Raw genomic sequence first — 20,324 nt, 5'->3', positions numbered from 1 at the left:
TGTTATTGATTTAATTGCAAGGTTTCGTTAGTTGGAACTAATGATTCGTTATCGGGCATTAATGATGGTGATTGGTAGGTTGATTTATTTTGCACCCACGCAAACACCAACGGCAGTATAAACAGAGCTGCAATGGTTGATGCAAACAAACCACCAATAACGGCGCGGCCAAGCGGTGCACTTTGTTCGCCGGCTTCGCCCATGCCTGATGCCATGGGTATCATACCGGCTATCATGGCCAAACTGGTCATTAAAATGGGGCGCAAACGTACCGAAGCACTGGTAACGCTGGCTTTGGTAGCATCGCGGTAATCCAGGCGGAGCTTTTCGGCATTGGTTACAATAAGAATGGCGTTAGCTACCGAAACCCCTACCGACATAATCATGCCCATATAGCTTTGCAGGTTGAGCGTTGAGCCGGTAAGCAGCAATGCCGCTATAGACCCAAGCACTACTGCAGGCACGGTTGACAATACTGTTAGCGATAGTTTAACAGATTGGTAGTTGGCAGCAAGCAAAAGGAAGATTACCAAAATGGCAAACAACAAACCATTTTGCAAGCTGGAGAGTGTTTCTGTTAACAAGCCCGACATGCCCTGAACCTGGGTTACAATACCTTTAGGTGGCGTACCTAACTCATCAACTGCCTTTTGAACGGCAGTGGTAGCCGTGCCTAAATCTTTATGGTGAATGTTTGCACTTACCGTTAAATACCGGCGTGGGCCCATCCGGTCATACTCGCCGGGTACGTAAACCGTTTTAAATTGGGCAACATCGCCCAGTACCGGTGTGCTTTGCCCTTTTACTAAAGGTATCTCCCGTATTTCATCCATGTTATTCATTACATATTCGGGTATCTGTACCTGCACCTGGTAGGTATTAGAGGCTTTTTCATCCAGCCACTGGTTTTTTTCGGAGAAACGGCTTGATGAGGTACTTGCTGTAACCGAGCGCGCTATTTCGCTTACGTTTAAGCCCATCTGTGCTAATTTGAGCCTGTCAAGCGTAATTTTCACTACCGGAAACTTTAGGGGCTGGGCAATCTGCACATCTCGCAGGTAATCAATTTTTTTGAGCTTGTTTACCAGCTTATTGCTGAAAGCCTCAATCTGAGCCATGTCTTTACCAGCCACGGTAACCTCAATAGGTGTTGCGGCACCCTGGCTCATAATCTTTTCGGTCATGTCAATTGGCTCAAAGGTTATCCTCAGTTCGGGCATGGCGTAAGCGATGTTTTTGCGCAGCGTTTCCTTAAAATCGTCCATGTTTACTTTGTACTCCGCATCAAGGTTTACTTGCAGTATGGCTTCATGCGTACCAGTATTAAACACATACAAATTACTCACACCATAACTGCTGGGAATAAGACCAACATAGCCCGAACTTATAGCCACATGATGGTTTGATGTACTATCAATAATTTGCAGCACTTGCTTAAGCTTGGCCTCTGTTCGCTCCAAACGGGTACCATCGGGCTCCTTTATACGAATTTGAAATTGCCCGTTGTTGAGTTTGGGCATCATATCTTTACCAATGATAATAAAGCCGCCTAAAGCAAGCGCCAGCACTCCAATAAGGTAACCAATTACAATAGGTTTTCTGGCCGGCATCCAGCGCTGTAGAATATTCATGAAGCGCAGCTTTATGCGTTCAAATAAATCATTTTGCTGGGGGCGACTTTTCTCTTCATGCAAGTGTTGCTCAACCTGCTGCCTTTCTTCGTTATCAAGCGCTTCGCCGGCGTGGGCGTGTACTTCTTCATGATGATAATGCTGATACTGTTCGGCCTTAATCATCCAGTTACTTAAAATTGGCACCAGCGTTTGTGCAATAATGTAAGACACAATCATGGTTAAACCTATGGATAGCGATAACGGCAGGAACATAGCACGTGGTACGCCCTGCATCATAAATGACGGTGCAAACACAGCCAGTATACAAAGCAAAATAAGCAACAACGGAAAGGCAATTTCCTCACAGGCATCATAAATAGCACGCTTTTTTGTTTTGCCCATCTCAAGGTGCTGGTGTATGTTCTCAATAGTCACCGTAGCCTGATCTACAAGAATACCAATAGCCAGCGCCAATCCGCTCAACGTCATTATGTTGATGGTTTGCCCAAAAAAGCCAAGCAGCATAACGCCAATAATGATGGATACCGGAATGGTAATTACTACAATTAAACTGCTGCGCCAATCGCGCAAAAACAGCAGTACCATTAAGCCGGTAAGTATGGCTCCCAGGCCACCCTCGGTAAGCAAACTCTCAACTGCGTTTATAACGAATACCGATTGGTCAAATTCATATGATACCTTAACATCATCAGGCAACAAGCTTTGCATGTCGGGTATTTTAGCTTTCAGGGCTTGTACTACTGCCCAGGTAGACGCATCGGCCGTTTTAACAGCAGGAATATATACTGAGCGTTTTCCGTTGATTAGTGCATAGCTTACCGTAACGTCGGCACCATCGCTCACCCGCGCTACGTCTTTAATAAACACCGGCGATCCATTTTTGCTGATGACCGGTATGTTACCAAAATCCTCCACCTGTTTAATAAGCGAATTCATGGTAGTAACGTACATGGTATTGTTCATGCGCAGGTTACCCGAGGGCGACATTACGTTGTACTTGGCCAGCGAGGCAACAACTTCATCGGGTGTAAGGCTGTAGCTACGCATTTTTGTAGGATCAACGTTGATGATAACCGAACGTGAATTTGCTCCAAACGGCGGCGGTGCCGATAAGCCGGGTACCGAAGAAAACGTTGGCCTCACACGGGTGGTTGCTAAATCATAAATATCTTTAAGGCTGCGTGTTTTTGACGACATAACCAGCTGCCCCACCGGCAATGATGATGCATCAAAACGCAACACCTGTGGTGGCAATGCACCGGGCGGGAAGAACTTCATGGAGCGGTTTACCTGCAAGGCAACCTGTGCAGAGGCTTCGCCCATGTCGGTTCCTTCGTAAAACATGAGCTTGAGCAGAGTTAAGCCCTGTATGTTTTTTGCGGTGATGCTTTTAATACCGTTTACGTACAAAAACTGATCTTGTAAACGGGTTGAGAAAAAACCCTCCATTTGCTGCGGCGACATGCCCCCGTACGATTCGATTACGTACATGGTAGGCATGTTTAACTGCGGAAAAATATCTATCGGTATTTTAATAGCGCTCAGTACCGAAAATAGTAAAAGGCTTATGGTTATAATTACTGTTGTAACCGGCCTTTTTAGCGCTGATGTAACCATTGACATAGCTCTTATTAATTAAGTAGATTGATAACTGTATTGACCTGGTTTTCGGTAACTGCCTTTTGAAACAGCGCCTGCACATAGCTGTACCTGGCTGATATTAAATCAATTTCGGCACGGTAGAGCAGGTTAAGTGCGGCATTAAGTTCTATGATGTCGGTAAGTCCGTTTTTATAAAGCGAAAACTTTTGACGGTAAGCCGCATTAGCTGCTTTAAGCTGATTAGGTATTTCATTTAATCGCTCTAAAGCGGTGCTCACATTGGCATCGGCTTGTATGGCGCTTGCGTTAAGTAATGTGCGCTGTTCGTTCAATTTATTTAGCGCATACTGCGATGTAAGCTTTTGCGTATTTACCTTAATTTGCTTGCGCTTTATATCAAATAAATTATAGGTAATGCCTACACCAACCAAATAATTTTCGCGCTGAAAACCCCAGCCGGTATGTAACGGCTTAAAGTTTTGCTCAGCATCTAAACTTGCACCACGGCCCCAAACTGCGGCTTGTAACAATACTTTAGGGTTATAGCTTTTCTTTACCGCCTCCTCGTGCTGTAAGCTGCTGTTGTATAATGACGAATAGTAGCTAACCAGCGGGTGGTTAAGCGTATCGGCATTAAACAACTTCATTTCGGCCGATTGACCGAATAGCTTGCTTTCGGCCGTAGTATCAGGGATAATGGTTTGATACGGCAGCCCGCTGATAGCCGAAAGTTTGAGCTGGATTTGTTTTGATTGATTGGTAAGCTCAATATAATTAAGCCTCGATTTGGAAAGTTCGGCTTCGGCAATACTAGTATCAACACCTGCGCGAATACCACTGCGGGCCAATGCTCTTATCGATCTGCGTATTTCTTTATTACGCTCGATATTGCGAAGCTGTATGGCCTCGTACTCCTGCAGGCGTAAAAGCTGTAAATAATTTTCAATAGTGTAAGCCTCAAGGTTGTACTTTGATGTAGCAAACTGGGTTTTCTGCACCTCAATATCAGCCTCGGCTGCTTTATTTTGTGCCTTATACGATCCGAAATTATACAGCTCCCAATCAAACGCAGCAATACCCAAGTTGGCCAAAACGGTAGTGGTGTTGCTCTCGTCGCGCACCCCACGGTTGTTTGATGGTACTATGCCATAACCGAAATACGGTCCGGCCACGTTATTGTTGGTACCTATATTGGCCTGGTAATTTAGCTTTAAATTAGGAAGCCAGTTTAACCCGGTTTCGCGGGCCTGTGCCTCTTTAATTAATATAGCCGATGAATCTGTTAACAGCGTTGGTGCCGACTGACTGACTTTTTGCAGCAGGTACTTTAAGCTCATACTCGGCTGAGCCTGTGCATATAATAGCCGGGGTGCCAGCAGCAAAAAGCCGAGGCACCAGCTAAGTTTTAAACGTAGCATTTTGAATTTTAATGATTTGAAACAATGCTGAGTAAGTAAACGGCGCAGTAAAATTGCGCAACACAGTTACACCACCTTTATAAAGGCAGGGTAACCAAATAACAGCAAACGAAAATCAAATGGTAAGACTACGGTTAAGCAGATAAATTGGCGTTGCACAGGAGGTAACAACGTAATGATGTAATTTTGAGAAGGCAGATGATGCCTTAAAACGTGTGGCAAAGTAACTGAATAATGTAACCAGCAGTGCGCTTAGCGTTAAATTAGATGCTTTAGCATTTTGACGCAGCAGCTGTTTTACAGTGGCCGATTTTGCAGCGGCCTCATCTAAAAATTCAGGCTTGCGCTTGGCAAATATTTTTACCAGTAGATTTGTCTCTTCCTTATCTTGCAGGCGCTCAAATACCGTGTAGCCCATAAATGGCTTGGCAATAAATAATATTGCTGCAAGGCATAGTATAAGTTTAAAAGTATTTAGCTTATTCATTATTAGTACTGCACTCTGTATTTAACGTATAAAGTTGGCGTTTTATAGCATCAATTAGTTATGGTAACGGAAAAGTTGCAAGACTAGCGTGAACTACTCACCTATACAAACGCAAAAGGGAGGCTATAAAACGCCTCCCTTTTTTGTGTATTTCATAAATCTAATTTAGCGGCAATGCGCCTTTTTGATAGTATGCTTTTATACCTTTGCGTAAAAAGCCGCCGTCATCATCAGCGGTTTCATTGGGGCCTGTAACGCCATTATTTTTTAAATCATAAAAGCTGGTGCATTCCTCGGCACCACGGCCAAATAAAAAGGCTACCACACCGGCCCTTTGATAATCAAGCAGCTTTTCGACGTTGTTATCGTCAATTACTGGTTTCAGAAAATATTCAGCGCGGTTATCTTTATAGTGGCCTGGTGTATTGTTACAGGTGTTGGTAAGCGTGTTGCCTATCGGAATTTGCCACAGTATTATCTTTTTGCCTGTGTTTAGATTTAGCTTTTTTAGAAAGCGTTGAAAGCGGTCAAAATCGCTTAAGTTGTTGTTCGACTTATCGCCAATGGCTGACCACATAGGATCACTTTTCTTCCTAACTAACAAGTCAAACCCCGAATCACGGTCGGCAAACTCCGAGAAAATGATATCAAAATTTGCCTGTAACGACTTGTAATAATCTGCAGTTTGGCTCGCTACTTCTTCGGGATTGTGTTTATGCCTTATAACATCAACACCTGTAGCCCATTGTGACGCGTGCCAGCCTAAAATTACATTAGGTGCATATTTGTTACGCATACTCACTATAGCCTGTGCCAGCCCCTTAGCATCATTGCTAAATGGTAATACATCAGCTTGCTTACTTAAGCCTACCTTAACAACACTCTTTGCTGCATCACCTTTATACATTTGCATGTACCCGAATAAATCAGGCTCGTAGTGAATAATTACCTTTTTACCGTAGCTATTACAAATTTGCAGTAAAAACTTCCAGTCGTCAAAGTACTTGTTCATTACCTCAGCATCATTAAGGTTGGTAAAGCCCGGATCCTCAAAGCGATGTTTAGCAGGCACTATATTATAATAGGTAAATACCGGTGTTTTACCCATTTGGCCCATTTTGTTTAAAAAGTTACGTGCAAACTGGCCGCTGGGAGCGTTCCATGTCGTCCACCCATTTGAAAATATATCACCGGCCAAGTATTGGTATTGATAATCACATTCTGCAATAAACTGATTACTAACCGATACATCACCCTCGGTACCAAACGCAAGTTTACGCGGCAAACCGGCAGGTAATTTAGCCGTATCGGTAACTGATTTATCAGCACCTGTTTCATGATAACCTGAGGATCCTCCCGGAATCAGGTTCTTTTTAATACAGCCTGTAGCTGCTAACAGCAGGCAAAAAAATATAAGTATTTTCGATCGCAGCATAAAACCAATTAGGGGAAAGTTTTTTCTTACGCGTTTACAAATTACTTTGTTGCAGTTAAATTTCAAAAATAAATTTTATAGAATTTTTTTATGCCTGAAATTTAATGCACACGAAAGCAATGATCAAAAGTGTTTAATCTCTGATAAGTAAATGTTAAGCATATATTATCATTTTTAAGCCTGTGTAAATACCATGTGCCTGAGTAGTTTAAAGTGTGTATTAATCTTACCTGCAATAAGATAAATATGAAGGCAACTTTATTAACTGCTGGTTTCATTTGCAAATGCCTTTTTCAAATGAGGTATTTAATTTTTATAATTGTTTAAACATTAGTACCATTAAATATTAACTAATTCATTTTATTGTAACTTAAAACATTTGAGCCCGTATAAGCCAACATGAGGCTTGTTGATTTCAAGAGCAGGGTTAGAGAACAGTTACAATTATTTTATATACATACTAAGGTGAAGGCGAAGAAAATCAATGATAAAAAGATGCTTGAGTTGGCGGGACGTCTTAAAAAAGAACTGCCCGACTGCGGCTTCGCGCTACTTGCTTTTGATGTAGAAGACAATCAAACGGTATCAAACTACGTTTCAAATCTTAACGATGAGTTTATGATTAAGGCGCTGGAGATGCAACTTAACATGCTTAAAAGCAAAGTAAGAACTCCGGTTGTTGTAACACCTTAACAGGATTTTAATCAAATAACCAATTTTATTGTAAAAAAGAACATTCCGTTTGCCAATGGAATGTTTTTGGCACGCCTATACATTTTTCATTTAGTACACTTTTAGATACACTAGTTGTTCGATTTATGCTACACAATTGCATATTTCTTGAAACAAAAATTCTTACCTTAGCGTAAACAGCTGTAATTAAACACATAGCACACACATTATTCTTTGTGTTAATATAAATTTAATTGTGTGTAAGTGCTTCTTTTAGGACACTGATAAATGAACGCTTGGCGTATTTATATGAAAAAAGGATTTGTGCAGTTACTTATTGGGTTTAGTTTTATAGCATTTTGCAAAAACACGCATGCAACTACGTACTACTTTTCAAGTACTGCAGGCAATGATTTATATACTAGCTTAGAGGCCAGAAACCCTCAAACTCCATGGAAGTCTATTGATAAGCTAAACTCTTTCTTCAAAAATTTAAATTCGGGCGACTCTGTATTATTTAAACGCGGCGATGTATTTAACGGAAGCATTGTAGTAAGCAAATCAGGTGCTGTATTTGCTCCTATTTGCTTTGGCGCTTATGGCAATGGTACACAACCTCAAATAACTACGCTTAAACCTATTACCGGTTGGGCCATGGTAAAAAGCGGCGTTTATGAAGCTCCTTGTACTGCCGGAAGCACAATGCTTTTGATGAATGGCAAACAACAGGCAATGGGCAGGTATCCTAACAAAGGTTATCTTACCTTTCAAAACCACGATGGTAATACATCAATTACAGATAACCAATTACCTGCGACTTCAAACTGGAGCAGCGGTGAGGTAGTTATTAGAAAGAACCGCTGGATAATTGACCGCAACAAAATTGTATCGCAAACCGGTTCAACCATTAATTACGAGCCTGGTAATACCACTTATCCTCCAACTAACAAATACGGTTACTTTATACAAGATAATTTAAAAACGCTGGATGTACTAGGCGAGTGGTATTTTGACAAGCAACGCAATAAAATGATGGTGTTTTTTGGCAACCGTAATCCTGATAAGTTCACGGTGACTACCAACACCGCCGATTACCTGGTTGATATACACAAATTTCAGTATTTAACCTTTAATGACATTGCTTTCACCGGTGCGGGAAAGAATGCTTTCAATATCATTCAAAGCAGAAGCATTGTTATTAAAAATTGCAAAATTGATTTAACAGGTGCCGATGCCGTATTTGCTAATTACAGCCCTTTGTTAACCGTATCAAACTGTGTTATTAACCACTCATTAAGCGGAGGCATAAACATGGATGCCGGTTGTGTAAATTCAATTGTGCGCGAAAATGAGATTTTAAACACAGGTTTGCTGCCGGGTATGGGAAAAAGCAACTCGGGCACTTATGAAGGTATTACATCTTTTGGCGACAATACTAAAATTGAACAAAACAGGATTGACAGCGTTGGTTACAATGGTATTTATTTTGGCGGCAATGCTTCAACTGTAAAGAATAACCATATTACTTACTTTTGCCTTACTAAAGATGATGGAGCCGGTATTTATATAGGCGACTGGTCAAAAACCGTTAATAAAAAGGTAATAAGCAACATCATATTACATGGTGTAGGTAATAGCGAAGGCACTCCATATACCCAATCACTACAAGCTGAGGGAATTTATATTGATGACAATTCAGAAAGTGTAACCATTAATAACAATACCGTATCACGATGTGCTAACAATGGTATAAAAGTACACAACGCTAAAGGTGTAAGTATAGCCAACAATACTGTATTTGATAACGGCGTACAGCTGCGTATGGAGCAAGACCATTACATTGCAACAAGCAGCCTCATCAGGAATAATAGTGTTAAAAACAACACTTTCTTCTCTAAATCTGACATGCAGCCGGTTGCAAAGTTCTCAACGCACCTTGATGACATTAAAGCTTTTGGCCAGATAGACAGCAATTTCTACAATAAAAATCACCCTAACAGCATTAAGGCCGCTACCGTAAAAAACGGAAAGCATGTTAACTCAAGCTATTCACTGTCATCTTGGAAAGCAAGTTCAGGAAAAGATCACTCATCTGTAGAAGCGCGTAACGGCAATATACTTTTTGAATACAATGCCAGCGGAAAGGCTAAGACAGTAATACTTAAACAGCCATACGTTGATGTTCATCAAAACGTATATGTTGACAAAGTTGTCATTGGCTCTTATTCTTCGGTATTGCTGATTGCAAGCGCTGAACCTGTTATTAAACATGGCAATGCCTACACAGCAATATCGAAGCAAAAAATTGAGTCGTTTAAATGGCGTGACTAAAGAAGATGCCGAATATGCTTTTCTTCACACGCTCTTTAGCAATAAGCCAAACAAACACCGGCCCGTAAACTAAATATCTTTTCCACAAGCGCTTAGGTTCTTTAACCAAACGGCCAAGCCACTCTAAACCCAAATCAATCATAATATTACTGGGGCGTTTAATGGTTCCTGCATAAAAATCAAACACAGCGCCTACAGTACAAATCATTTTAGCATCAATCCTGTCTTTATTAGCGTATGACCATTTTTCCTGTTTCGGAGCAGTCATACCAACAAATAAAACATCAGGTTTAAATTCGTTTATTGAGTTGATTATTTCGTCGTTTTCTTCTTCAGTAAACGTTTTTGCAAACGGCGGCGAATAAACACCAACTCTTACGTTAGGATATTCTTTGGCCATGCGGTTCTTTATTTTTTCAAGCGTTTGCTGGCTCGATCCCAAGTAAAAACAGCTGCCACCTTTAGCGTTCAAATCTTCGAGTAAATGGCGGTGTAAGTCTGCCCCTGATATTTTTTTAATTACCTTACCGGTCATTACATATTCGGCGGCAACCACCATAATACCATCAGGTAAAAGCACATCTGACATTTGTAAAGACTCCTTGAAGCCCATGTCTTCATTAGCCATACAAAATGAGTACTGATTAATTGTATTGACTAATAGCGATGATTTTAACGGAAGATCGTTAAGCGATTTGGTATACAGCGGGTAATCAAGAAATTTTTCAGCATCTTCAATTTGTTCCATTAGTTCATCTCCTTCTTTATTAATCTGCAGTTATCAATCGTTAACTTTCAACACTTTTCGGCGCTATTTTAAGCAAAATAATTAACCCCTGTGTCATCCCATCTTCCCACCTTTACAACCAAAGGTTTTAAACCTTACTAGTTAGGCATTTAAAATTTTTTCCAACGCCTAACTTATACTTTTTAAATTTTACTTATAGTGGCATCAATTGTATTATTGAGAAACTATTTTAATAATGCAAATATTTATTTCCTATTAAGTTAAATAATCTGTAAATCCAAAAGATTTAACTGACTTACTTATATTAGGCAAATTTGCTGCCATTGACCATTTTACCATAAATTAATTTCGGATGTTAACTTATAGGTAATTTTACCCGTATTTTTAGTTAAATATAGCCTTTTTGAGCACTTAAACGTATGTGTTCGTCTAAATCATCCTGACACTCAAAACGGTTTCTGACCTTTTTTGCAGGCACTCCTGCGTAAATGGAGTAAGCATCAACGTCTTTAGTTACCACTGAACCTGCAGCTATTACACTTCCTGTTTTGATAGTAACGCCACTAAGTATAGTACTTCCATAACCTACCCAAACATCGTTTTCAATAATGGTTAAACTATTAAGGCCATGCCAGTTATAGTCTGCATCTCTAATTTGCGAGGCTAAACGGGTGGGAACACCTATTTGCTGGTAATGATGATCATAACGGCCAACAATAGCAGTACGGTTAGCCATTATTACATTGTTGCCTATTACCACATCAGTTTCTATGAACGAATCGCGACCGATGTAAAAGTTTTTACCAATCTCTATTCTTTGCTTCCCCCATATTCTTACCCTTATACCACTATAAAAATTGGGGCCAATTTTATAATGACGGTACTTTACCTTTCTTAAAAATTCGTTCCTTATTTTTTTCAAAAAGCTTACTATGCCCATTACGCTTTACAAATTGTGTTTAATATTGTAGCTAATTCGCTGCATACAACCGCACGGCTAAACTCTGTTCCTTTAACAACATTTTTACTTCTCATAGTATTAGCCAATGTAGGCTCATTCAACAACTTAAGCATGGCAGCATTAACGCTTTTAGAATTTTTGGGCTCAACCCAAATACAGTTTTCATACTCTGTAAGGTAGTCGGTTGCTGCCCTGGTAGGCGTAGTAACCACAGCCATGCCAGCAGCTACGGAGTTAAACAAAGCCATAGGAAAGCCTTCGGGGAAATAAGTTGGAAATACCAATACATCGCAGTTGGCGTAGTAACTTACTACATCCTGCTCGGGTATGAAACCTGTAAAGTAAATACGGTTATCAACCTTTAAGGCTTTACTTAAGTCTTTTACACCGCTAAGGCTTGCACCATCGCCAACAACAATAAGCGTTACGTCGGTATCATGAGCTGCAATTGTAGCAAATGCCTTTATCACATCGTAAATACCCTTTTCTTCAATAACCCTTCCTACAAAAAGAAATACCGAATGATGCTCGGGAATATTGAGCTTTGCCTTAAAATCAGCCGCTTTTTTGAACTGATTTGTACGAACTATGTTCTTGGTAACGAAAATATTATTTGGAGAAAAATAATTTGTTTCGATGGTCTTTTGCTTTTCTTCTGTTGACAAAAAAAGCCAGCCAGCTACGTTTCTTCTAAGATAAGGCAGTATCAATTTTCCCCAAAAACCATTTGATTCATTTAAAACGTCGATATCTGATCCGTGTGATTTAATAACAAACTTTACAGGGCCACGGTATAATATTTTGCAAATAGCAATGGTAATAAAGTCGCGAAAACCGGCTAATTTTTCCAGGCGAGAATTAAAATAGATAACATCGGGCTTAAAGCCGCGTGCAACTTTCACCAACTCAAAAGCATTTTCAATTAGTACTTTAAGCCTGCCAAACTTCGACACAACACCTTCCCTGGCGGCATAATCAAAACTTGCGCAAGCAAAACCAAGCTCCTGCAAACCCTCCAATTCGTCTAACGCAATTTCAACGTGATGCCGTGTTGGCACACTAAATAATACTCTTGGTTTGCTCATCTATTAAACTTATATCCTGCCAATCTTTCCTTTTACGCATAACACCGGGATTGCCGGTTACCACGCAATAAGGATCTACACTTTTAACAACAACTGCACCGCAACCAATATTAACATAATCGGCTATGGTTACCGGCCCTATTATACATACATTGCTGCCTATATCAACATGATTGCCAATTACGGGCGAGGTACTAAACCCTGTTGCGGTTTGCTTATTTCCAATGGTTGTACTTTGCCTTAAGGTGCAATTATGGCCAATTACAACTTGGTTTGTCATCACCAAAGCCTGCCCGTGATAAAGCCGAAGATTCCTGCCTATTTTTGTATTCCATGGAATTTCGGTACTAAAAAACCATTCAACCAAAATGCGGTAAAACAGCAGGTATAAAAACCCAAGGTAATAATATATCCTTCTGCGTGCGCAAAAATTGGCAATTCTGAACAAAACCAAAATTAAGCGTCCTTTAATATTACCTTGATTTGCCCTCCAATCCTGGAAAACAAATTCAAAAAAATTCATTTTATCCTGCAAAATATTTTCCATAGGGGAGCTTATGAATGATGTAAACCAAACCTGCGCTTATGGCCATACATATAACCGCAGTTAACGGTATGCCTAAAACCGGTGTAACAAGTTTATAGTCGATGTTAAAATGCGATAAAATGCTGATTATTAACAAATGAGCCAGATAAATTCCGTAGCCATAACGTGCCACAAACTTGCTTAGCAAACTTGGAGCACTCTCATTTACAGAGGCCGCAAGACTTTTAAATAATACAAAAATACCTACAGCAGCACATAATACATTTATAGTTAAATATTCGTAATAGGCATGTGAAAACGCGCCAGCTTGTTGTGTGATTTTATTGGTACCCAATAGGGTACTTGCAACCCCTGCAATGAATAAAAACACTGCAATTAATTTAACATTAATGGTAACAGAAAGCCGGTGTGCAATAAAATAGCCTGTTATTACATAGCCTATGTAGCCGCTAAAATAACGCAAATCAAGCGGTGAGTTTGATGGCACTAAACTAAATTGCCCAACCAAAATTGTTAATATCCATATAGCCAAAAAGAACAAAATACCTTTGTTACTTGCGTTAACAACCCACGGCTGAATAACTGGAATAAAAAGATAAAGGCCGATAAGCATATAAATATACCATAAATGAGGTGCCGGCGCTTGTGTAAATTGAGCATATAACCATACCGGTAAATTACTTAATGCTGCACTGGTACCTCCATCTCTAACTTTTAAAGCCAGGTTGAATGCTATATAAATAAAGCACCAAAATATAAATGGCAATAGTACACGCTTAAACCGTTTGTTTAAAAACGTTCTTAAGTTTTGTTGTTGAGGTAAAAGTAAAGCGCCGGTTAGCATTAAAAATACAGGCACACAAAAACGACAAATTGAGGCGTAAACGTTACCAATCCACCAGTGATTGTTGTTTACGTTAAATTGCGTAAACACAGCGGGGGTAGCTACATGTATGATAATTACAGCAATGGTTGCAACTACACGTAAATTGTCCATCCAAACGGTTCTTCTTTCGCTAACGGCAAACTTACTCATTGTGCTTTAGGTGGTTGTTTATCAGCTTAGCAAAACTGTTTTGCCATGAAGTTTGGTTATTTTGCTGAACAAGATTCGCTTGAAGAGTTTTATAATAATCATCTTTCAGTGCCCGCTGTATGGCATCCGCAAGCAAGGTAGGGTTTGAAGGCGGCACCAGCAAGCCGTTATAATTATCAGTTATAAATTCAGGAAACGAGCCAACGTCAGATGCAATGACAGTTTTATTAAGCGCAAAAGCTGTCATTAAAACACCGCTTTGCGTTGCATCTAAATATGGGCAAACAATGAATTTTGCCCGGCTTATCAAATCTACCAATTCTTTATTATCAATGTAACGGTTAATTATTTCAACGTTACTATTAGTGCCAATGTGCTTATCATTTATTACAAATCCGTTGGCACTTTTACCGGCAATAATGAGCTTTTCGTTCTTGTATTCCTCAAAAACCTGCTGCATGGCCTGCAGCAATACATCAACACCTTTATAGGCCGATATCCGCCCAAAAAACAATATATATTCCCCGTTAATCTCTGTTACCGACGGCAGTTTAAAATAACTATATGGCTTCATTGCAATCAGCAACTTTTCACCTGTTACGCCTGCATAGTTTTTAATAAATAACTGCCTGGCAAACTCCGAATAGAATACAAAGAATCGTTTAAGCGGAAGCTTGAAGAACATGTAATTAGGCATACTTATTTTCCAGCTTCCCTCACCTGTATGGGGTATGGGATCATGTATGGTTAAAAAGACCTTTTTAATGCCAAGAAGGTATGGGAGCAAACCAACAGTTCTTAAAGTATAGCCTTCAAAGTAAAATGCCGAAGGCTTAAAGGGCTTCATAAAATTGTAAACAGCACGCGAAGCTTTAATGGTTGACCATGAAAAACCGCTTGGGTGGCTATGAATAACGAACTGCGTGCTGGCCGTTCCTTCAAAATAAGGCGCCAACTTTTGAAGCGCATCTGCACTTAAAACCTCGTTTGGTTCAGCCAACAGTTTATTTGCCGGCAACTCGCTGATGTTAGCAACCGTAGCATTTTTTGAGGCGGTCGTAACCTCAATAAACACATGCAGGTTAACATGCTGCTTAAGTACATTAATTACATCAAGCGATAAATCTAAAAAAAACGTAGAGGTATAGTAGGCTACCGTCATGCCTTACCTCCGCTTAACGTATCAACACTTTTGTTGGCAAAAAAAGCAAATGCAGTCATACCTGCTACCACTAAAAAGCCCATGAAAAATGCATATGGATTTATTAACGGTGCCAATTTTATACATGCCAATATGGTTATACAAATGGCTGTATAAAATATGATGCAATGCTTTAGGGTCATGAACTGCTTTTTGATTAAAGAAAAATCCTGCAACAAGTGGAATATTAAAAACGATGCAAATACCGAGTAATTGACTGCTGTCAGGTTTTTGAAAAAATACAAGCCTGCCAGGCAACCAACAATATTAATTAATAAACTCACAACGTTAAACCACATATCCAGCTTCTCGAGGCCTATGGCAACTAATAAATTAGCTTGCAAAAGTACTGTTGGCAGAATTAAAAATGTAAGAAACATTTGTTGCAAACACTCAACCGCGCCGGGGTAGCCGCTACCAAACGCGGTGGGTATAATAAAGTCAGCAAACAGATAAATGAAAGTATATGATGCAAGGGCAAATATTGTATACCCCACAAATACATTTTTGTAAAGCTTGTTCAGTTTTGTAAAGTTGCCTTCGTTATAAAACTTAATAAATTGAGGATATATGGTAGTTGAGGCAATAACCGGCATTATTTGCAATACCGAAAATATACGGAAGGAAACCTCATAATTGGCAACACTTTGCAGCGTAAGCATCTTGGAAATTAATATGTTTCCAATTTTCCAGTAAATGATTGATATACTGCCGATAACAATAAACTGCCAGTTTTTAACAATAAGTTCTTTTAAATCGGCGTAATTAATTTTAGCAAGCCCAATTGCCCGCAAGGTTATCGTGTCTGATGATCCTACTTTGATAAACAATCCTAAAGTAAGCAGCCTTACCACTATTACAGCAACGGCAAGTTGGGTAATGGGCACTACATAAATAAACAGCGCAACACCAATTAAGAGCCTTAAAAAACCATCTATTACCAATATAGATGCTGTTTTGCGTTGCTCATTTTGCACCACATTAAGGCTTTTTATAGCATTAATAAAGTTGTCGAAAATAATATTGGTACCCAGTATCAAACAAAGATTTCTTATCTGCTCATCATTGTAAAGCATATACGCTACAACAATGTTAACCAGGTAAAAAGCAATGCCTAAACCCAATTGCGTTTTCAAAAACTTGGAAGTAAACCCGGGCTGATCTTCTTCGGTAACGTATTGGCGTATAAACCATTGCCCCAAACCCATTGATGAGAATGCAGCAATAAGCTGGTATACCGTTGTTGATATTAAAAACTGGGCAAAAACAGGGGCGGGATACCGGCGTGCCAGTATAGAAAAAAACAAGAATACGAATAGTATTTGCAGCCCGTTAGCAAGTATACCCCAAATACTATTTTTTACCAGCGCCGATTGCCGATAATCAAATTTCTTTATTCGGGATAAGTTCAGCTTCATCATCATAAACAGGGTAGGACACAATAAGCACAATCATGCTCACTACCATTATTAGTATACGGTAATCGTAAATTGAGTATACGGTATTAAAGGCAATTGCCCAACTGATAAGTCCGGCCATAAAAAAGGCAACGTTGCTATTATATATGCCCTTTATGTAATAAATAAATCCCTTTAAAAATGGTATTATTAAAAACAGCACAAAAATGCCAAAGCCTATAAAGCCCAATTCTGACATAATTTTCAAGTAGCCGTTTTCGGGCTGATCAAAATAAACCAGCTGCCCGTTTTCAACTTCAAGGTACTGCCCTTGTGCATGCCGTATTACGTAATTTTGATAATTACCTGAGCCAATACCCAGCAACGGATGCTTTTTAGATATCTCAAACGCCTCTTTCCATATACTCTGACGGAACAAGAAATCTTCTGATAAGTTTTTGGTACGGTCAAATACACCGGTCTGGAGAGACACAAACGAAAATATAAGGTAGCCAACCACTACAGCAACTAAACCGTAAACACGGTATTGCCGTGCAGCCATAAAAAACACCATAATTAACCCCAGTGCAAACCCGCCAAATGCAGCACGACTACCTGCTAAACTTATACCCGCAATGGCTAATACAAATACAAGGTAATTAAGCAAATGAACTTTGCGTGATGCAGCTTTGTCAACATACAGAAACAAGAAGCTTCCTAAAGCTAAATACTGCCCGCTGGCTTGCGAGTCATAAAATACACCCGGGTACCTGATGATTTTAAAAATAGGGTCAATTGTATTTGGGCTAAGCTGCGGGTAGAAAGTAAACCTTAAACCAACTACCGATTGTATAAGCAGGAATGACAACGCACCAACGTAAGCTATTTTTAAGCCATTTACAGCCTTTTTATGAAACGTTGGATCCTTATAGCATTCGGTTAAAAAGAAACGCGCAAAAACAAAGATGGGCAACACCTTGAAAAAGTTTAAGTATGCCCTTGACGGAAACTCTGATGCCAAGCCGCCAAGCAGTACGATAGCTGCAAACAGTACAAAGAGGAAAAAGTAAAAACCGTTTGGATTGTAATGGTTGATTACGGTAAATTCTTTAAGTAAAAATACCAGGCTATACAGGCATATTACATCAAATACCTTAAAACCGCCCCATGCTTCGTTAGTAACCTTTAAATCCATTAATGGTAAAAGGGTAAGCACAAAAAGCAGGCACGACTGTACATTATTGCCCTTGTAAAAAATGTTTACAGCAAACAATAACAGTACTATACCCGGTAAAATATAGATCAGCTTATCCAGCATTTACTAAAAATGGAAGTGAATGGAAAAAGAGAATGTTAAACAGGTTAAAACCTGCTTAACATTCCTTTAAATGCTCTTTTGAAAGATACCTGCTTACGTTGCTCGCTATAATAGCTGTTATCGTAATTGTAACCGTAACCGTATTTATTTTTCTTAATACCGTTAAACACAATTTGCAGGCTAGGCAAATAGTTGGCCTCTACAATGGTACCTAAAAAGTCAAGCTCATCTTTAGTGGTATATCCTTGTCTGATAATGTACAGGCAAACATCGGCTTGCTTGGCAATAATCATGGCATCGGTTACCAAATGCAATGGAGCTGTATCAATAACCACATCATCATACATATTCCTTAAATCGTTTATTAAGGTTGTAAGGCCTTCACGCTCCAATAGCTCCGATGGATCAAGTGGAATTTGACCAACACCTATCACATCAAGCCCCGGGTTATCAGGTGTATGCTGAATAATGCTCTCAACAGGAACATTTCCTTTTGATAAATATTCGCTTATTCCCGGATGGTTAGATGGTAAATCAAAAACCCTGGTGATTTTTGGTTTGCGCAAATCCATTTCTAAAATCACCGTTTTTTTGCCCGATGCAGCCAGCGATGCAGCAAGGTTACTTGATACAAAGCTTTTACCCTCTTTTGATACGCTTGAGGTTAACATCGTCACCTTACCGCGTGGTGCTGTAATGGTTGCTGAGTTGGCAGAATATGCATCCGTTTCCTGTAATAAGTTGCTATGCAGATAATTCAGGTTAGTACGCAGCGTACGGAATTGCTCCCCAACAAGGTGGTGTTTGGTATTAACCACAATAGCTTCCCGCTCCGAATCATTGTAAGACAATTCTGCAAGAATAGGTACGTTCAAAGCCTTTTCAATATCGCGCCTTCCGGTGATTTTATTGTTGAATGATTGCCTGAAATAGATGATCATGAATGGCACACCAATACCTAATAAAAGCGCAAGCGCCATAATAAGCGGTGGTTTAGGCCATTTTTTATCGCCTATGTTGGCTTTATCAACAATGCGAGCATCAACAAAGGTTGAGGCGTAGCTTAATGCCAGCTCTTCACGTTTTTGAAGCAAATAAACGTAAAGGTTTTCCTTTATTGATTGCTGCCTCTTCATGCCTACAAACTGACGCTCCTGCACCGGAATATCTTTGATAGATGATTCCGTTTTGTTACTTACCGCCTGAAGCTCACGCTTTGAATTCAATAACGATGCCTTAACACCGCTTACCGTTTCGCGTATGGCGGCCTTCGTAACTGCAATTTGCTTGTTAATAGGCTCAAACAAAGGGTTGTTCTCAGGCGTGGTAGCTAATAAAGCGCTTCTCTTCAACTGCAGTTCTGATAGCTTTTCAATCTGGCTGTTCAACGCCGGATCAGATATACCTATAGTTGCAGGAGCCGTAGCATTGGCTGATGGTGAGTTAACATACTGCTCAATACCGGCAATTACGTTTAGCTGAACGTTAACCTCATTCAACTTGTTATCATTTGCCTGTACGTTTTCAAGGTAAACCTTGGCCTGTGAATTAATATCGGTTAACCCCTGGCTGCTGCGATAACCTTCAACCTGCTTTTCAGCAGTGTTCAATTCGCCGGTTAATGATGCCAGCCTGCGGTCAATAAAATCAATAGTGCTTTTTGTAGTGCGCTTTTGCTCATCAGATGCGGCATCGTTATAAGCAGTAATAAGGCTGTTCAAAAAGTCTAATCCGCGCTGCGGAACCTCATCAGTAATGAACAAACCAATGGTAGGGGCCAGCTTATCCAACAAATGCGCATCAAGTGATTTGATGTAGGCGTTGCTTACCATCTCAGGATCTTTAACGGTAACAGTTATTACCGAACCGATATACTGATCAAGCACATTAGTTGGCTTTAATAACCATGTACCGGTACTGTTTTTAAACGACTGGTTAAACGCAACAGTTTGCTTATTACCGTTCAGGTTTTCAACTTCAAAGTGCTTATTGTCTTTAATAAGTACTTCCATCTTCTCGCCATCAAAACTTCCCTTTTTTAACAGTACAAATTTAAACGGCGGATTTTCGTACAAATCCTTTGAGGTTAAACCTTTATCAACTTTGTAGGTAGTCCATAATTGTAAATCATTTACAACCTGGCTAACCAGTTTTTTTGATCTTAATATTTCAATCTCCGACTCGGCATTTTTAGGAGAGCTGGATTGCTCCAGCTCCGGTAAAACAGCTTTTTCCTGCGGCGATTTCTTTTCATCCTTTACCAGTATTGTTGCGCTTACCTCGTAAGCCGGGTTAGCGTTTTGCAAATAAAAGTATGCACCGGTAAAAGCAATAATCAGGCACAGAACAAATAATGGCCAATGATAAAAGTACTTAGCTAATACCGTTTTCAAGTCAGAAAACTGATGCCTGTTAGCCCTGTTAGGGCCTGATGCCTGCCTGGTGCTCATAA

The 20,324-nt window shown here is 39.8% G+C and carries 15 protein-coding genes; 2 read left to right on the top strand and 13 right to left on the bottom strand.

The features are described 5' to 3' along the window. Nucleotides 1-2: 2 nt before the first annotated feature. The 4 genes from GO816_RS05710 to GO816_RS05695 all read right to left on the bottom strand — a co-directional run bounded on the left by GO816_RS05710 (nt 3) and on the right by GO816_RS05695 (nt 6,576). A complete protein-coding gene (locus GO816_RS05710; protein WP_157540393.1) occupies nt 3-3,257 on the bottom strand; it encodes an efflux RND transporter permease subunit in 3,255 nt (1,084 codons plus the stop codon). Nucleotides 3,258-3,265: 8 nt separating this feature from the next. Continuing rightward, nucleotides 3,266-4,654: a TolC family protein gene (locus tag GO816_RS05705; RefSeq protein WP_157540392.1), complete on the bottom strand. Its 1,389-nt coding sequence runs from the start codon at nt 4,652-4,654 to the stop codon at nt 3,266-3,268. Between the two features lie 115 nt (nt 4,655-4,769). Beyond that, the gene (locus GO816_RS05700) at nt 4,770-5,141 is read right to left on the bottom strand and encodes a hypothetical protein (RefSeq protein WP_157540391.1); all 372 of its coding nucleotides are present in this window, start codon (nt 5,139-5,141) and stop codon (nt 4,770-4,772) included. 160 nt (nt 5,142-5,301) lie between these two features. Continuing rightward, nucleotides 5,302-6,576, bottom strand: a complete 1,275-nt coding sequence (locus GO816_RS05695; protein ID WP_157540390.1) for a hypothetical protein — start codon at nt 6,574-6,576, stop codon at nt 5,302-5,304. A 465-nt stretch (nt 6,577-7,041) separates the two neighbouring features. Between GO816_RS05695 and GO816_RS05690 the strand changes: the two genes are divergently transcribed. Together GO816_RS05690 and GO816_RS05685 are read left to right on the top strand one after the other, a co-directional pair. Then, nucleotides 7,042-7,269, top strand: a complete 228-nt coding sequence (locus GO816_RS05690; RefSeq protein WP_157540389.1) for a hypothetical protein — start codon at nt 7,042-7,044, stop codon at nt 7,267-7,269. Nucleotides 7,270-7,557: 288 nt separating this feature from the next. Next, nucleotides 7,558-9,579 carry a right-handed parallel beta-helix repeat-containing protein gene (locus GO816_RS05685; protein ID WP_198171429.1) on the top strand — a complete coding sequence of 674 codons (2,022 nt, stop codon included), beginning with the start codon at nt 7,558-7,560 and terminating at the stop codon, nt 9,577-9,579. On the opposite strand, the gene GO816_RS05680 is transcribed toward GO816_RS05685, so the two are convergent. The 9 genes from GO816_RS05680 to GO816_RS05640 form a co-directional block, all read right to left on the bottom strand. Beyond that, on the bottom strand, nt 9,563-10,327 hold the full coding sequence (locus GO816_RS05680; protein ID WP_157540387.1) for a WecB/TagA/CpsF family glycosyltransferase: 765 nt from the start codon (nt 10,325-10,327) through the stop codon (nt 9,563-9,565). The genes GO816_RS05685 and GO816_RS05680 overlap by 17 nt on opposite strands. A gap of 388 nt (nt 10,328-10,715) precedes the next feature. Further along, the gene (locus tag GO816_RS18950; protein WP_157540386.1) at nt 10,716-11,267 is read right to left on the bottom strand and encodes an acyltransferase; all 552 of its coding nucleotides are present in this window, start codon (nt 11,265-11,267) and stop codon (nt 10,716-10,718) included. Continuing rightward, the gene (locus GO816_RS05670) at nt 11,267-12,373 is read right to left on the bottom strand and encodes a glycosyltransferase family 4 protein (RefSeq protein WP_157540385.1); all 1,107 of its coding nucleotides are present in this window, start codon (nt 12,371-12,373) and stop codon (nt 11,267-11,269) included. The genes GO816_RS18950 and GO816_RS05670 overlap by 1 nt, the downstream gene beginning before the upstream one ends. Next, nucleotides 12,348-12,920: a serine acetyltransferase gene (locus GO816_RS05665; RefSeq protein ID WP_232336500.1), complete on the bottom strand. Its 573-nt coding sequence runs from the start codon at nt 12,918-12,920 to the stop codon at nt 12,348-12,350. Before GO816_RS05665 ends, GO816_RS05670 begins: the two co-directional genes overlap by 26 nt. Then, nucleotides 12,898-13,956 (bottom strand): acyltransferase, encoded by a 1,059-nt coding sequence (locus GO816_RS05660; protein WP_157540384.1) that lies wholly within the window; start codon nt 13,954-13,956, stop codon nt 12,898-12,900. The genes GO816_RS05665 and GO816_RS05660 overlap by 23 nt, the downstream gene beginning before the upstream one ends. After that, nucleotides 13,949-15,118: a glycosyltransferase family 4 protein gene (locus GO816_RS05655; RefSeq protein ID WP_157540383.1), complete on the bottom strand. Its 1,170-nt coding sequence runs from the start codon at nt 15,116-15,118 to the stop codon at nt 13,949-13,951. Before GO816_RS05655 ends, GO816_RS05660 begins: the two co-directional genes overlap by 8 nt. After that, nucleotides 15,115-16,581, bottom strand: a complete 1,467-nt coding sequence (locus GO816_RS05650; RefSeq protein WP_157540382.1) for an oligosaccharide flippase family protein — start codon at nt 16,579-16,581, stop codon at nt 15,115-15,117. Before GO816_RS05650 ends, GO816_RS05655 begins: the two co-directional genes overlap by 4 nt. Next, nucleotides 16,541-17,872, bottom strand: coding sequence for an O-antigen ligase family protein (locus GO816_RS05645; RefSeq protein ID WP_157540381.1), 1,332 nt, complete (start codon nt 17,870-17,872; stop codon nt 16,541-16,543). The genes GO816_RS05650 and GO816_RS05645 overlap by 41 nt, the downstream gene beginning before the upstream one ends. 44 nt (nt 17,873-17,916) lie before the next feature. After that, on the bottom strand, nt 17,917-20,322 hold the full coding sequence (locus GO816_RS05640) for a GumC family protein (protein ID WP_157540380.1): 2,406 nt from the start codon (nt 20,320-20,322) through the stop codon (nt 17,917-17,919). Nucleotides 20,323-20,324 lie beyond the last annotated feature (2 nt).

This window comes from Mucilaginibacter aquatilis, assembly GCF_009755275.1.
GTDB lineage: Bacteria > Bacteroidota > Bacteroidia > Sphingobacteriales > Sphingobacteriaceae > Mucilaginibacter > Mucilaginibacter aquatilis.
The sequence above is the reverse complement of the archived record's forward strand: the minus strand, read 5'-3'. Positions and strand labels throughout refer to the sequence as shown.